A 14,076-nucleotide genomic window follows, 5' to 3' on the forward strand; every position below is an offset into this window, starting at 1 on the left:
CGGCTTACTTGGTATTTAGCGCCAACGGATTCAGCGTCAGCTGCTGGTAGGCACCCACCCACGAAGAGTATTTCTCCGGCGCGGCCCATACGCGATAGTGCAAACGCGACATTGTGACCGGGTCGCTCAACAATACCAGACGACGGTCGCGGTTGAGTTTATCCGGCGTCTCGTTAAGCGCCTGTTCCACATGACGTTCACGGGCGATATCCAGTATGTGGCCATGGCGGTGACGCGCGGTAGCCATCGCTGTTGCTAACGCGTTAAACGACGGGTTAAATACCGCATGCATAAAGCCGTCGTCCAGAGAACGCTGGCGATTGAGCGTCAAATAGGCGTCGGTATCTTTTAGCACCTGCGGCGGGGAATACTCTTCCGGGATCAGGAACAGCTTCCAGCGCTTGGTGCGTAAGCCAATCGTGGCACGGCTGGAAATTGCCGACACGAACGGTGACAGAATCAGCGAAACCACAATCGGCGCCAGCCAGAACAGGAATCGCAGATCCAGCCACGCCATGCCCACCGCCCACACCAGGCCCAATAGCATCTGCGAACCGTGACGCATAAACGCTTCGCCCCACGGCGTGGAATCATCATCACGCTGCGGAGAATTCCACACCACTTCCCAGCCGAGGAACGCGCTGACCACGAACACGGTGTGGAACAACATACGCACCGGGGCCAACAGCACTGAGAAAAGAACCTCAAGCAGCAGTGAGAGAGTGACGCGAATAAATCCACCATACTCTTTTGGCCCTTTACACCAAACCAAAATAATACTCAGCAGCTTCGGCAGGAACAGCAGCACCATAGTCGAAGCAAACAGGGCAATAGCCAGCTCCGGACGCCACTGCGGCCAGACCGGGAACAACTGCCGCGGCTGCAGGAAGTACTGCGGCTCAGTCAAGGCATGTACCACCTGCAAGGCGGTTGAGAGCGCAAGGAACATAAACCACAGAGGCGCCGACAGGTAGGACATGACGCCGGTCAGGAACACTGCACGGTGAACCGGGTGCATCCCTTTGACCAGGAACAGACGGAAGTTCATCAGGTTCCCCTGACACCAGCGACGATCGCGCTTCAGTTCGTCCAGCAGGTTTGGCGGCAGCTCTTCATAAGAACCGGGCAGATCGTAGGCAATCCACACGCCCCAGCCGGCACGACGCATCAACGCGGCTTCGACGAAGTCGTGCGACAGAATTGACCCCGCGAAGTTACCCTCACCAGGCAACGGTGCCAACGCACAGTGCTCAATAAACGGTTTTACGCGGATAATCGCGTTATGGCCCCAGTAGTGCGACTCACCCAACTGCCAGAAGTGCAGCCCTGCGGTAAACAGCGGGCCATAGACGCGGGTAGCAAACTGTTGGCAGCGGGCATAGAGCGTATCCATACCTGACGCACGCGGCGACGACTGGATAATCCCGGCATTCGGGTTCGCTTCCATCAAGCGTACCAGACCGCTCAGGCACTCTCCGCTCATCACGGAGTCAGCATCCAGCACCACCATATAGCTATACTGGCTCCCCCAACGACGGCAGAAGTCATCGATATTACCGCTTTTACGCTTCACGCGACGGCGACGGCGGCGATAAAAAATCTGCCCTTCACCCTGCACTTCAGCGATCAGCTCCATCCACGCTTTTTGCTCTGCCACACAGATGTCCGGGTTGTAGCTATCGCTGAGGATATAGACATCAAAGTGCTCGGCATTACCGCTGGCTTTAACCGACTCCCAGGTCGCACGCAGACCAGCAAACACGCGGTCAACATCTTCATTGCAGATAGGCATGATGAGCGCCGTGCGGTGCTCCGGGTTCAGCGGTTCGTTCCCGACCGTCGAGGCTGAAATACTGTACTTATCACGCCCAATCAATAACTGCAGGAAGCCCATAAGAGCAGTCCAGAATCCCGCAGACACCCAGCAAAAAAGCACAGCGAACAGAATCAGGATCCCTGACTGCAGCACATACGGCAGCAGCTGCATAAAGGAAATCCACAGGTTTTGCCCCACCATATCGGAAGGGTTAATCAACGCCCAGCCTTGATAGGGCAAAATGGTTTTCATGTACCAGGTTGCCACCACGGTCTGCGCCAGGGTAAGCAGCAGAAGTATGTAGCGGCGAATAGAGCCGACGGTACGCCACTTCTGCTCGCTCTCCTGCTCTTCTTTGCTCAGGCGAGAAAGATAGCGCGGCGTCACGTCGCGTCCGCGCAGCCGATCCCAGAAACGCCCTACCGGGTTTGTACGCCACGGATCAGGAAACATTGAGGAGCGTTTTGCTTTCGGCATCGCATTCAGTTGAGTGCGCCCTTCGTCATCCTTAACCAGCTGATTACCGGCCAGTGAATCAGGCCAGCTGTGCTCCAGCCGCGATTTCACCGACCCCAGCGGGGAGTCATCTTCGCGTTTAAAAACATGATGTTCAGCGTCCAGTGCTTCATGTACGGCCTGCAGGCTGGCGTCTGGTAACGCGGCTTTTTCTGCATCCGACAGCGGCAATGCGTCGATGTACTTCGTTATCTTATTCATTGGCAGGCAGCTGATAGCTCCAGGTTTCGCTCAGCGTCTGGTCGGTATTGACCAACGCAGCGCGCATATCCGTGGTTTTCTTAGGATCTTTCACTTTGACGCGCAGGATCATACGCCAGCCTTTAGTCACTGGGTTGTAGCGCACGGTATTTTCGACGATTTCAGCGTTATCACCGATGCTAGCCTGTGCGGTTACCGGGGTATCTGCGGGCAGCTTTTTCATCTCTGCGCCAGTGAAATCGACAATGAAGGCAATTGTGCCATCCGGCTGGCGGATCAGGTTCGATTGCTTAACATCACCGGTAGAACGACGGGTCTGCATCACGTACGCGTTATCCGGCGCATGCAGCTTGTCTTCATCGCGGCTGAAGGTGATGGTGTATTTGAAGTTCATCTCTTTGCCTGGTTCCGGCAGCTGATCCGGCGTCCAGTAGGTGACGATGTTGTCGTTGGTTTCATCGTTGGTCGGGATCTCAACCAGCTCGATTTTTCCTTTACCCCAATCACCTTTCGGCGTAATCCACGCGCTTGGTCGCAGATCGTAGCGGTCGTCAAGATCTTCAAAACGAGAGAACTGACGGCCACGCTGCAGCAGACCAAACCCTTGCGGGTTTTCCATCGCATAGCTGCTGACGGCCAGGTGTTTCGGATTATTCAACGGACGCCAGATCCATTCGCCGTTACCGGCAAGGATAGAAAGACCGTTGGAATCATGCAGCGCGGGGCGGTAGTTGGTAGTCGGTGACGGCTGATGCGGCCCAAACAGGAACATACTGGTCAACGGCGCAACGCCCAGCTTACCCACTTTATCGCGCAGGTAGACCTTAGACTGCACATCTACGACGGTATCGCGACCGGGCATAATGACAAAACGATAGGCACCGGTTGCGCGCGGGGAATCAAGCAGCGCATAAATCGTCAGGCGTTTATCCGTAGCTTTTGGACGCTCAATCCAGAACTCACGAAAACGCGGGAATTCTTCGCCGGAAGGCAGTGCGGTATCAATAGCAAGGCCACGCGCGGAAAGCCCGTATACCTGACCCTGACCAAGCACGCGGAAATAGCTGGCTCCGAGCATGCTGACGATTTCATCGTTCTTATCTTTGCTGTTGATCGGATACAGGACTTTGAAACCCGCAAAGCCAAGGTCTTTCACCGTGTCTTTGTCGTGCTGAACGTTACCAAAATTAAAATAGTCCGGGCTATATTTAATTTTGCGCACGCTGGTTGCCGTCACTTCATTAATGGTGACCGGCGTATCGAAATACATCCCTTGATGGTAAAACTCGAGTTTGAACGGACTTTTCAGATTATTCCAATAGGCTTTATCGTGATTAAACTGAATTTGCTGATAGTCCGCATACTTCATATCGCGGAAGGCAGAGGGCAGGTTACTTTTTGGCGCTTCAAAGCCTTTGCCGGCTAACGTTTGAGCCTCTTTTGCGACGTCATCAATGCTGAATGCCCATGCAGATGAAGTACACAGGGACAACATTACGGCTGCGCTTAACCAACGCATTTTCATCATCTGTGGTTTATGTTTCATATAAGTAAGCACTTCCCCCTTTGTGTGCTTAAATCGATCCGATCTATTTTAATGGAAACTCAGGCATTCCGACAACATAATCCCTGCATTGTTCGGCCTGGCGGCACAGGGAATAAACAGTTCACTGCCCCGACTGCACTTTGCGTGCTTATCCTGGAGACAGATAACCAGAGTTCATGTAGGGTTGCAGAGAATTTAAACGTTATCACGTTGAGTGATAAGACGAATTGTCTGAGAATGTAGTGATATTGTATGAATAATACTCCGGTACAGCGTGAATATTTTTTCGATAGCATCCGCGCGTGGCTGATGCTGTTGGGGATACCTTTTCATATCTCGCTCATTTACTCCAGCCACAGCTGGCATGTAAACAGCGTGGAACCCTCATGGTGGTTGACGTTGTTTAACGACTTCATCCACGCTTTTCGCATGCAGGTTTTTTTCGTGATTTCCGGTTATTTTTCCTACATGCTTTTCCTGCGCTATCCGCTGAAGAAATGGTGGAAGGTACGCGTTGAGCGCGTGGGTATCCCCATGTTAACCGCCATACCGCTGCTGACCTTACCCCAGTTTATTATGCTGCAGTACGTTAACGGTAAAGCGGAGAACTGGCACACTCTCTCAGGCTATGACAAATTCAACACTCTGGCATGGGAGCTGGTATCACACCTGTGGTTTTTGTTAGTGCTGGTGGTCCTGACGACGCTCGGCGTGGTGATGTTTAAGTGGTTGACTCGTCGACGTTCTACCGCTGTGCCAACCTTTGGTGACACCGTCACATTAGGCCAGCTATCGATGATTTTCCTTGCTCTCGGCGTGCTGTACGCGGTGATTCGTCGCACTATTTTTATTTTATACCCGCCCATTCTCAGCAATGGTCTGTTCAACTTTATTGTGATGCAGACGCTATTTTACCTGCCTTTCTTTATCCTCGGCGCCCAGACATTTATTAATGCTCGACTGAAAGCCATGTTTACCACCCCATCTCCGTGGTGCTTCGCGGCGGCGCTTTTTGGATTTATCGCCTACCGCTTAAATCAACAGTACGGTTCAGGCGATGGCTGGATGTATGAAACGGAATACGTGATTACCATGGTGCTGGGGCTGTGGATGGTCAATGTCGTCTTTTCACTTGGTCACCGTTTATTGAATTTCCAGTCAACGCGGGTGACCTATTTCGTCAATGCATCGCTATTTATCTATTTAGTACACCACCCCCTGACCCTGCTGTACGGGGCATGGATAACCCCGGTAATTAAATCCAATACCCTGGGATTTATTACCGGGCTGGTTTTTGTTGTCGGGATTGCTCTGGTTCTGTATGAAATCCATCTGCGGATCCCGCTGCTGCGCTTTCTTTTTTCCGGAAAATTTCAGCAGAAAACGGCTAAACCACAGATTTCAGCCAGTTAACGAAAGCTATTGAGCGGCTGAGTAGAGTCAACACCGCCGCTCTATTTTTTCGCGAACAAAAGCTGGAATACATTGCGATACAGGCCTTCCAGTGCTGCCTTATCCACCGTTGGGGTCGTTGCCAGATCGCTGCGATACGCAGCCCCTTCAGTTAAAATCGCGATAAATTCACAGGCGACATTAATTTGCTCTGCAGTCATCTCGGGGTGGTAGTGGCGGGTAAGTCGTCCGCCCTCTTCTTTCAGGCGTCGATCGGCCTGGTTCATAATCTCTCGTAGACGGGGGTTTCTGGACGCCTCGGCGTTAATTTCCATTAGCAGGTAATTATCGTTTTTCGTATGCCCGGTCGCCGGGATCGCTCCGGCTAACATAGAGGCCATGCGTTCCAGATCATGGTTTCCAGCCACCATCTCGCCAACCCTGGCATTGACAATCTCGCTGACAATGACTTCCACAATCTCTTCTTTGCTGGCAAAAACACGGTACAGCTGGCCTACGCTCAAACCAGCCTGCTGCGCAATATCAGCCACAGAGGCGCCATGAAGTCCCTTTTGCGCAAAACATTTCTGTGCCGCGGTAACAATTTCCGCCCGGCGAATTTGCTGTTTTTGTAGTACCTTCCCTTCAGCCACCGAAAAATCTCCTGTCATGATAATTCCCTGCGAGTGCAGGAAACTATCATATCTTATTATGGTGACCGAGTTGCGCGCGACTGGCCTCGAGTAACTGGGTATAGATGTTGGCGGTTTCGGCATCAAAGCAAACAAAACAGACGCGTTCCAGAGGATTATAGCGGGTAAGAAACGCGTTCACACTACGCACGGCTATCTCCGCTGCCGCCTGTTTCGGATAGCCGTAAACGCCGGTACTGATAGCGGGAAATGCGATAGAACGGTAATTGTTTGCCGAGGCCAGCAGTAGACTGTTTTTATAGGCATCAGCAAGGAGTTCAGCCTCCTGCCTGTCGCCTCCATGCCATATTGGCCCTACGGCGTGAATAACCGCGCTGGCGGGCAGATGACCTGCACAGGTAATGACCGCATGACCCGGCGGACATTCACCCTGTTGTTGCCGCACAACTTTACAGGCCGCCAGCAGCTCAGGCCCAGCTGCGCGGTGGATGGCACCATCAACACCACCGCCGCCAAGCAGAGACGGGTTTGCCGCATTGACGATAACATCGACCGCAAGCTTTGTAATATCGCCGAGAATAACCTCAGGTTGAACAGCCATTTCTCCTCCTGTCGGCATACGTCTTAAGAGTAATACACGGGGGATAATATGGCACGATAGCCCTCAGGACGAAAGCCTGGGGGCCGGTTGTTACCGATAATTGACATCCAGAATAGCGAGGGTCTTCTGCGGATTAATATATCTCAAGTGCGTTGAAGCAATCGTTTCATTATGAATATTTACGTTTTCAAGCTGCTGAGTAGACACCCGTACTGCTTTCTTATTTGGACAATCCACAACAACCTGATTATTTAGAGCATCCAACTGACAGGGAGCCTCCACGACTCTCCCGTAGAAATAGATAACGCCTCCCGTCACCTGCTCCGCCATGGCCGGGCTAAATAGCCCAGGAAGAGCACACAGAACCGCCACCAACGCGCATTTATACTTTTTCATGATTTAACTCCTCTGCATATCTGCATAGCTATCAAAAAGCACCAGCCATCCATGAGTGCATCGGGTAACATCTACTTACATTGATGGATTTATATTAACAAAAACAAAACAAATTGATTTCATTTATATTCATTTTGTTAACAAAATCGATTCACTGACCAACGGTACAGTTAATAACGAGGATAAGTGGTTAAGAATGAATCAAATCGGGTAAAACCAGCAGGATGGGGAGAAACAGAAAAGGGCCCGAAGGCCCTTTTGATAGGGAGGAGAGTATGGCTTTAACTCGCTTAGCTGCTTTCGTTAGCAAGAGATTTGTTTTTCTCAGCGCGAGCCGCCAGCCACAGGCCGCTATTTTTCATGGCGTAACCGAATATCAGCCCCAGCGCCAGTGAAGGCACCACGATGCGCCAGTCGCCATTACAGGCAAACGTTGAGCATGCGCCGATAAAGGTTCCAGGAACAAAAGATAACCACAGCTGCCGCGCCTGGATACACATCAGAAACGCCACGATCCCAGTCATTATATAACTCAGGATTTCCAGCTGCGGTGCCAGCGCGCTGCCGTGTATGATGACCAGCGCCCACACGACGCCGCTCATTACGGTGCAGGTTGAGATCACCAGCCCTTTTAAGCCACCTTGCGGACAGGCAAAGTAAGCCGTGCAGCCGAGGAAACCCGCCCAGCTCAGCAGACCCAGTGTGACCGCCACCCAGCCCCAGATTCCGGAGAGAATGCCCGTCGTTAATGCGATTGCGAAGAGTATGTTCATGGCGCGTATCATAGCAGAAACGCGCCTGGCAAATGAGACACGGAACACATTATGTGGAATGAAAAACTTACCGTTGCATATTTAATGTGATTTAAATCACATTTTATTGTTCATTTTCTTCCTGTAGCTCATCCCACATTGCGGAGAGTGCTTCACGAGTCAGCGGCGCCATTGTCCGCCAGAACGGCGTTGTCGCATGCGCTTCAACTTTGCCAAGAAACGCACCGCACCATGGCAAAATGTACTCAGCAAACAGCGTTTCCAGGACTTCACTTTCATCCTCCGCCGCGTGATCTTCCAGCCATGAAGCTGCCAGCAGCAAGGATCCTAAATGATCCGTTGCGCCCTCGCCTGTGGGAACACCATGCGAACTCAGGAAACCGCGAACTTCAGCTTCCGTAGCGCCTTCCACCCATGCGCTACGGTACGGCGCAACGCTGCACTCTTCACCGACAAATAGCGCGTTGTACTCTGCGGCCAGGGACTGCATATCACAGCTCTTTTGCAGACGTTCCAGCAGCTCATCCTGCTCCAACGGCCAGCTCGCCGCCAGCTTCCCTTCGCGAATAAGGGTAAACAGCGGGACCAGCAGCGGGTCCTGCGGCTGACGGTAGTACAGAGAGCCCAGCACGCGGCAGAGGATTGAAAACTCGTTCATTCATTTATTCCAGTTGTTCAAATTAAAGTTCGGCAAACTCGGGAATCGCAGGCATCCCACGCGATTCAAGGAAATTAAGCAGACGTCGGGGCGTCACATTAAGAATTCGGTCTTCGGGAAAGTCGACAGCATCAAGGATCTTACGGCACTCGGTAAAATCCCCCAGCGTGAACGCCGTATGGGAATCCGACCCCAGCGCCACCCAACCTCCGGCATCGCGCACGGCTGCCGCCACGGCGCGACAATTGTCTTCGCTGCCAATGCGTGACGAAACGAAAGATGAGTTATTGATTTCCAGCGCCACATGATGCTTCGCCGCTGCAGCGGCGATAGCCGGGATATCGACAGGATATTTTGGATTTCCCGGATGGCTAATAATATGAACCGTGCCGCTCGCTATCGTGGCGATCATCGCCTCTGTATTCGTCGCTTTATCCTGAGGAGGGAACACCGGCTCGTGGAAGCCAGCAATAATCAGGTCCAGCGAGTTAAGCATCGGGCCGGTACAGTCAATTTCGCCCTGCGTATTTTTGATATTAGATTCAATACCTCGCAGGATGCCAATGCCATCCACCAGCCGAGGCCAGATGCGCATGTTCACGAAATGCCAGTAGTGCGGCGCATCGGCCATGTCTGGCCCATGGTCAGTAATAGCAAAAAGTTTGATCCCTTTGCGCTTTGCTTCCGCAATATAATCATGCAGGGTACTGTAAGCGTGGGTGCTGGCGACGGTATGCATGTGCAGGTCAACAGGATACATCACAATCTCCTTCTCTGTTTGTGGCAAGAATAGCAGGAATCTGAGCGCATGATCAGCAAAAACCCCGCGATGGCGGGGTCAACTCTTAGTATCCCAACTGACGATCAACCTGTCCGCTCGCTGTTTCACCACGTTCCAGTTGACCTATCGTTCTTGCTATATAGGCAATGGCTTCCAGAGGTCGGGTGACAGCCGCAACATGCGGAGTCATCGCCACGCGCGGATGTGCCCAAAGCGGACTCTCTTTCGGCAGCGGTTCACGGCTAAAAACATCAAGCATCGCCGCTTTTAGCTTACCGCTATCCAGCGCAGCCAGCAGATCGTCTTCAACGACATGAACACCGCGTGCCAGATTCAGCACATAACTGTTATCCGGAAGTTGCGACAACAGCGCTTTATCAATGATTCCAACGGTTTCTGCCGTATTGGGCAGCAAGTTAATCAGCACACGTGTACCGCTCAGGAACGCGTTCAGCTCTTCTTCGCCAGCAAAGCTTGTCACCTGCGGCCAGGATTTGCGGCTACGGCTCCAGCTACGCAACGGGAAGTTCCAGGACTGCAATGCTTCGGCCACTTTAGCTCCCAGCACCCCCGCCCCCATGATGCCAACGGTAAAATCTTCACGTTGATATTCATCCAGCGGCAGCCAATGACCTTCTCGCTTTAACGCCTGGTAGTCATCGAAGCGACGGAACCAGTGGAGTACCTGGCTCACTGCATATTCTTGCATCTGTAACCCCATACCAGTGTCTTCCAGGCGGAATAAAGGAATCGACAACGGCAACATTTCAGGGTGCTCTCGCAGCTTACTGAGAATCGAATCCACACCTGCGCCAAGGGCAAAGACAGCTTTTAAATCACGTCCTTGTAGCATTTCCACTGGAGGATGCCAGACCAGGGCATAGTCCGCAGGTTGATTATCCCCCGATTTCCACTCGCGAACTCGCGAGCCGGGCAGCTGTTTTTCCAGCTCTGCGATCCAATAAGGGGTATTAAAAGTTGGATGGTAATAGATGATGTCCATGACAGCTCCTGATAGCCGACGCGCCAGGCAGGTTACGTTAGCGCCGTGTTTTACTCGTTGTTTTCTATTGGTTTGCCAGAATAGCAAATTTCGTCTGCCTATCGTGTGAAAAAGGGAATGGTGACAAAAAAAACGATTCTCGTGCATTTAGAAAGCAAGTTGCTTGAAGTTTGGCTAAACGCGCGTTTTTTTAAAAAAGTTGATTGACGGGAGATACGTATTTCCCTAAATTAGCGCCCGTTCCCAGCAACAACGGGAATGACAATATGGTGAGGTGTCCGAGTGGCTGAAGGAGCACGCCTGGAAAGTGTGTATACGGCAACGTATCGGGGGTTCGAATCCCCCCCTCACCGCCATATTTTAAGAAGAGCTCGTACGCAAGTACGGGCTTTTTTTTCGCATGTTGCACCCCACCGGGGGGATGAGAAGTCCCGACCGGGGTTCGACAACTGGCGCAGCCAGTTGGACAGACCGCGAACGCAGTAAGCGGGCTGCCCCGAAGGGGCGAGCGTAGCGAGTCAATCCCCCCCTCACCGCCATATTTTAAGAAGAGCTCGTACGCAAGTACGGGCTTTTTTTTCGCATATTGCACCCCACCACCCGGTAGCCCGGACAGGCGCATCGCGCCGCCTCCGGGAACAGCCACTCTTCTGCAGCTTCAGACTATCTCCGACAGTGCTGCTCCTTGCGGATTTTATCAAATCCTAATCCTCCTCCATCCGCTGATACTCTTCGCTCAGGAAATCAACCAGCGCCCTGACCGATGGCAGCAGTCCGCGGCGAGACGCAAAAACCGCGTGGATCACTTCTCTACGCGGTTGCCACTCATTGAGTACAACCACCAACTCCCCGGAAGCCAACTGCTCGCGGACCATTAATAAAGGAAGCTGTACGACCCCAACTCCGGCAATTGCCGCTTCGCGCAGAGCCAGCATATCGGTCGTGACCAGCCGAGGTGCGAAGTAAACTTCCGCCTTTGCCCCTTCCGGGCCGGTCAACTGCCATTTATGCTGATGTTTTCCCGCTCCCAGGCTTAATCCGGGCCACTCGCTGAGTTCAGACGGGGCCTGAGGTTGTCCCAACTGTTCGACTAATTGCGGACTGGCCACCAGACGGTGCCCACGGTCAGCCAATACGCGCATCACCAGATCGCTATCTTCTATAGGTCTTGGACGCACGCGAATCGCCACATCAACACCTTCGCCAACTACGTCAACCCGCCGGTTAGTCGCTTCTAGCTGAAGATTGACACCCGGATAGCGCACCATAAACCGTGCCAACATCGGCCCGACGTGCGCATGTAATAGCGTCACCGGACAGGTCAATTTCACGCTGCCTCGCGGCTCGGAACGTAGCGTTTCTACAGCTTGCTCCGCCGCTTCAGCTTCTATCAGCATCGCCTTACAATGTTGATAAAACGTCAGCCCGACCTCGGTCACCGCAAACTGTCGGGTAGTACGCTGAATCAAACGGACACCGAGGCGTTCCTCTAACTGAGCAATTCGACGACTTAATTTGGATTTGGGTTGATCGAGCGCCCTTCCCGCCGCAGCAAATCCGCCGTGATCAACCACCTGGACAAACCAGGCTAAATCGTTGAGATCCTGCATCCTTCCTCCATCGTTCTATTTTTGGAACAGTATAGGCTATTTTTGCTATCTACCGGAGTATTAGTCGCGAATATATGCTTATTCACATCAGAAACAGACATCCAGGAGATAGCCATGAAACAGATTACTGGAATCTACACCGCACCTTCACAGCACTGGGTAGGCGATGGTTTCCCGGTTCGCTCAATGTTCTCTTATCAGACTCACGGCGAACAGCTAAGCCCCTTCCTGCTGCTTGACTATGCAGGTCCGCATCACTTTTCAGCAGGGAGTGAGAAACGTGGCGTCGGTGAACACCCGCATCGCGGATTTGAAACCGTCACCGTCGTTTATTCCGGTGAAGTAGAACACCGCGACTCTACCGGTAGAGGCGGCGTTATCGGCCCAGGCGATGTGCAATGGATGACCGCGGGTGCCGGGATCCTGCACGAAGAGTTTCATTCAGAGGCGTTCACTCGTACCGGCGGCGAGCTGAAAATGATTCAGCTCTGGGTCAACCTCCCGGCCAAAGACAAGATGACGCATCCGGGATATCAGAGCATTACCGCAGATGTGATCCCCGATGTTGATCTGCCGAATAAGGCGGGACGCATGCGGGTTATCGCAGGTCGCTATGGTGACATTGTCGGACCGGCGCACACTTTTTCACCGCTTAACGTCTGGGATTTACAACTTAATCAGAACCAGGAGGTAACGCTGCAACAGCCTGCGGGCTGGAGTACTGCGCTGGTCGTCCTGGAAGGTGAGATCAAAGTGAATGGAGAAGGGAGTGCGCGCGAGGGTCAGTTGGTCGTACTCAGCCAGAAAGGGGAAACGCTCCATCTCGCGGCTGAAACTCACGCCAAAGTACTGCTGATGGCCGGTGAACCCCTACAGGAACCGATTGTGGGCTATGGACCGTTTGTAATGAATACCAAAACGCAAATCGCGGAAGCAGTTCGTGATTTCAATAGCGGCCGATTTGGCCAAATTTAATTTTTAATGAGGTAAAGAATATGTCTACCCCAGCTAACTTTAATGGTTCTCGTCCAGTGATTGATGTCAATGATACTGCAATGCTGCTGATTGACCACCAAAGCGGTCTGTTTCAGACCGTTGGCGATATGCCGATGCCAGAACTGCGCGCTCGCGCCGCCGCGCTGGCGAAGATGGCTTCATTAGCAGGGATCCCGGTGATCACTACGGCATCAGTACCACAAGGACCTAACGGCCCGCTGATCCCCGAGATTCATGAAAATGCGCCCCATGCGAAATATATTGCGCGCAAAGGTGAGATCAACGCATGGGATAACCCGGAATTCGTTGATGCGGTAAAAGCAACCGGGCGTAAGACGCTGATTATTGCTGGTACGATTACCAGCGTTTGCATGGCATTCCCTGCTATTGCCGCTGTTGCCGATGGTTACAAGGTTTTTGCCGTCATTGATGCCTCAGGAACCTACAGCAAGATGGCGCAGGAGATCACCCTCGCTCGCGTAGTCCAGGCTGGCGTCGTGCCAATGGACACCGCCGCAGTAGCATCTGAGCTACAGCGGACCTGGAATCGACCGGATGCCGCAGAGTGGGCTGAGGTTTATACCAAAGTCTTCCCGGCATACCAGTTGCTGATCGAAAGCTACGCCAAAGCTCAGGACGTAGTGAAGAATAACGAAAAGCTTGATTCACAGCGTTAAAATAACTGCCCCACTGCTCAGCAGCGGGGCAGTGTTCATTGCTTAACCGAACGATAGCGAAAGAATAAATACTGCTTGACCGTTTTAGCGCAACTCCCTATAGTAGCGCCCCGTTGCCCACCTAAGGTGAGCAGCAAAACAATATGGTGAGGTGTCCGAGTGGCTGAAGGAGCACGCCTGGAAAGTGTGTATACGGCAACGTATCGGGGGTTCGAATCCCCCCCTCACCGCCATATTTTAAGAAGAGCTCGTACGCAAGTACGGGCTTTTTTTTCGCATGTTGCACCCCACCAGGGGGGATGAGAAGCCCCGACCGGGGTTCGACAACTGGCGCAGCCAGTTGGACAGACCGCGAACGCAGTAAGCGGGCTGCCCCGAAGGGGCGAGCGTAGCGAGTCAATCCCCCCCTCACCGCCATATTTTAAGAAGAGCTCGTACGCAAGTACGGGCTTTTTTT

General features: G+C 52.7%; 13 protein-coding genes and 2 tRNA genes. 5 read left to right on the forward strand and 10 right to left on the reverse strand.

The genetic code is table 11. The features are described 5' to 3' along the window. Positions 1–4: 4 nt before the first annotated feature. A complete protein-coding gene (gene mdoH / locus FN082_RS09500) occupies positions 5–2,533 on the reverse strand; it encodes a glucans biosynthesis glucosyltransferase MdoH (RefSeq protein WP_142981487.1) in 2,529 nt (842 codons plus the stop codon). Further along, complete coding sequence (gene mdoG, locus FN082_RS09505; protein WP_004101027.1) at positions 2,526–4,079, reverse strand: glucans biosynthesis protein MdoG; 1,554 nt, start codon at positions 4,077–4,079, stop codon at positions 2,526–2,528. The genes mdoH and mdoG overlap by 8 nt, the downstream gene beginning before the upstream one ends. A gap of 252 nt (positions 4,080–4,331) precedes the next feature. Here mdoG and mdoC point away from each other — a divergent pair, with 252 nt between their 5' ends. After that, complete coding sequence (gene mdoC / locus FN082_RS09510) at positions 4,332–5,492, forward strand: glucans biosynthesis protein MdoC (RefSeq protein ID WP_142981488.1); 1,161 nt, start codon at positions 4,332–4,334, stop codon at positions 5,490–5,492. A gap of 41 nt (positions 5,493–5,533) precedes the next feature. On the opposite strand, the gene FN082_RS09515 is transcribed toward mdoC, so the two are convergent. The 7 genes from FN082_RS09515 to ghrA form a co-directional block, all read right to left on the reverse strand. After that, positions 5,534–6,124 carry a TetR/AcrR family transcriptional regulator gene (locus FN082_RS09515; protein WP_235891697.1) on the reverse strand — a complete coding sequence of 197 codons (591 nt, stop codon included), beginning with the start codon at positions 6,122–6,124 and terminating at the stop codon, positions 5,534–5,536. A 46-nt stretch (positions 6,125–6,170) separates the two neighbouring features. Further along, positions 6,171–6,725, reverse strand: a complete 555-nt coding sequence (ymdB, locus tag FN082_RS09520; protein WP_142981490.1) for an O-acetyl-ADP-ribose deacetylase — start codon at positions 6,723–6,725, stop codon at positions 6,171–6,173. Between the two features lie 90 nt (positions 6,726–6,815). Then, positions 6,816–7,121 carry a type 1 fimbrial protein gene (locus FN082_RS09525; RefSeq protein WP_139537702.1) on the reverse strand — a complete coding sequence of 102 codons (306 nt, stop codon included), beginning with the start codon at positions 7,119–7,121 and terminating at the stop codon, positions 6,816–6,818. A 290-nt stretch (positions 7,122–7,411) separates the two neighbouring features. After that, positions 7,412–7,894, reverse strand: a complete 483-nt coding sequence (locus FN082_RS09530; RefSeq protein ID WP_142981491.1) for a DUF1097 domain-containing protein — start codon at positions 7,892–7,894, stop codon at positions 7,412–7,414. A gap of 103 nt (positions 7,895–7,997) precedes the next feature. Beyond that, positions 7,998–8,552: a TorD/DmsD family molecular chaperone gene (locus FN082_RS09535; RefSeq protein WP_139537698.1), complete on the reverse strand. Its 555-nt coding sequence runs from the start codon at positions 8,550–8,552 to the stop codon at positions 7,998–8,000. Positions 8,553–8,574: 22 nt separating this feature from the next. Then, positions 8,575–9,312 (reverse strand): phosphatase, encoded by a 738-nt coding sequence (locus FN082_RS09540; RefSeq protein WP_139537696.1) that lies wholly within the window; start codon positions 9,310–9,312, stop codon positions 8,575–8,577. A gap of 85 nt (positions 9,313–9,397) precedes the next feature. Further along, positions 9,398–10,336, reverse strand: coding sequence for a glyoxylate/hydroxypyruvate reductase GhrA (gene ghrA / locus FN082_RS09545; RefSeq protein ID WP_139537695.1), 939 nt, complete (start codon positions 10,334–10,336; stop codon positions 9,398–9,400). A 268-nt stretch (positions 10,337–10,604) separates the two neighbouring features. Here ghrA and FN082_RS09550 point away from each other — a divergent pair. Next, positions 10,605–10,692: transfer RNA gene (locus FN082_RS09550), tRNA-Ser, on the forward strand. A 348-nt stretch (positions 10,693–11,040) separates the two neighbouring features. Here FN082_RS09550 and FN082_RS09560 read toward each other — a convergent pair. Next, positions 11,041–11,946 carry a LysR family transcriptional regulator gene (locus tag FN082_RS09560; RefSeq protein ID WP_139539662.1) on the reverse strand — a complete coding sequence of 302 codons (906 nt, stop codon included), beginning with the start codon at positions 11,944–11,946 and terminating at the stop codon, positions 11,041–11,043. 114 nt (positions 11,947–12,060) lie between these two features. Here FN082_RS09560 and FN082_RS09565 point away from each other — a divergent pair, with 114 nt between their 5' ends. The 3 genes from FN082_RS09565 to FN082_RS09575 all read left to right on the forward strand — a co-directional run bounded on the left by FN082_RS09565 (position 12,061) and on the right by FN082_RS09575 (position 13,852). Further along, positions 12,061–12,921: a pirin family protein gene (locus FN082_RS09565; RefSeq protein ID WP_139539661.1), complete on the forward strand. Its 861-nt coding sequence runs from the start codon at positions 12,061–12,063 to the stop codon at positions 12,919–12,921. A gap of 20 nt (positions 12,922–12,941) precedes the next feature. Then, positions 12,942–13,619, forward strand: a complete 678-nt coding sequence (locus tag FN082_RS09570) for an isochorismatase family protein (protein WP_142463160.1) — start codon at positions 12,942–12,944, stop codon at positions 13,617–13,619. A 145-nt stretch (positions 13,620–13,764) separates the two neighbouring features. Then, positions 13,765–13,852 (forward strand) — tRNA-Ser (locus FN082_RS09575). The last annotated feature ends 224 nt before the right edge of the window (positions 13,853–14,076 follow it).

Source organism: Klebsiella spallanzanii (assembly GCF_902158555.1).
GTDB lineage: Bacteria > Pseudomonadota > Gammaproteobacteria > Enterobacterales > Enterobacteriaceae > Klebsiella > Klebsiella spallanzanii.

Coding starts and splice junctions, on each gene's coding strand:
- ymdB (WP_142981490.1), bottom strand. CDS start 6,725: ATGGCTGTTCAACCTGAGGTTATTCTCGGCGATATTACAAAGCTTGCG.
- mdoC (WP_142981488.1), top strand. CDS start 4,332: ATGAATAATACTCCGGTACAGCGTGAATATTTTTTCGATAGCATCCGC.
- FN082_RS09525 (WP_139537702.1), bottom strand. CDS start 7,121: ATGAAAAAGTATAAATGCGCGTTGGTGGCGGTTCTGTGTGCTCTTCCT.
- ghrA (WP_139537695.1), bottom strand. CDS start 10,336: ATGGACATCATCTATTACCATCCAACTTTTAATACCCCTTATTGGATC.
- mdoH (WP_142981487.1), bottom strand. CDS start 2,533: ATGAATAAGATAACGAAGTACATCGACGCATTGCCGCTGTCGGATGCA.
- FN082_RS09560 (WP_139539662.1), bottom strand. CDS start 11,946: ATGCAGGATCTCAACGATTTAGCCTGGTTTGTCCAGGTGGTTGATCAC.
- FN082_RS09540 (WP_139537696.1), bottom strand. CDS start 9,312: ATGTATCCTGTTGACCTGCACATGCATACCGTCGCCAGCACCCACGCT.
- FN082_RS09535 (WP_139537698.1), bottom strand. CDS start 8,552: ATGAACGAGTTTTCAATCCTCTGCCGCGTGCTGGGCTCTCTGTACTAC.
- FN082_RS09570 (WP_142463160.1), top strand. CDS start 12,942: ATGTCTACCCCAGCTAACTTTAATGGTTCTCGTCCAGTGATTGATGTC.
- FN082_RS09565 (WP_139539661.1), top strand. CDS start 12,061: ATGAAACAGATTACTGGAATCTACACCGCACCTTCACAGCACTGGGTA.
- FN082_RS09530 (WP_142981491.1), bottom strand. CDS start 7,894: ATGAACATACTCTTCGCAATCGCATTAACGACGGGCATTCTCTCCGGA.
- mdoG (WP_004101027.1), bottom strand. CDS start 4,079: ATGAAACATAAACCACAGATGATGAAAATGCGTTGGTTAAGCGCAGCC.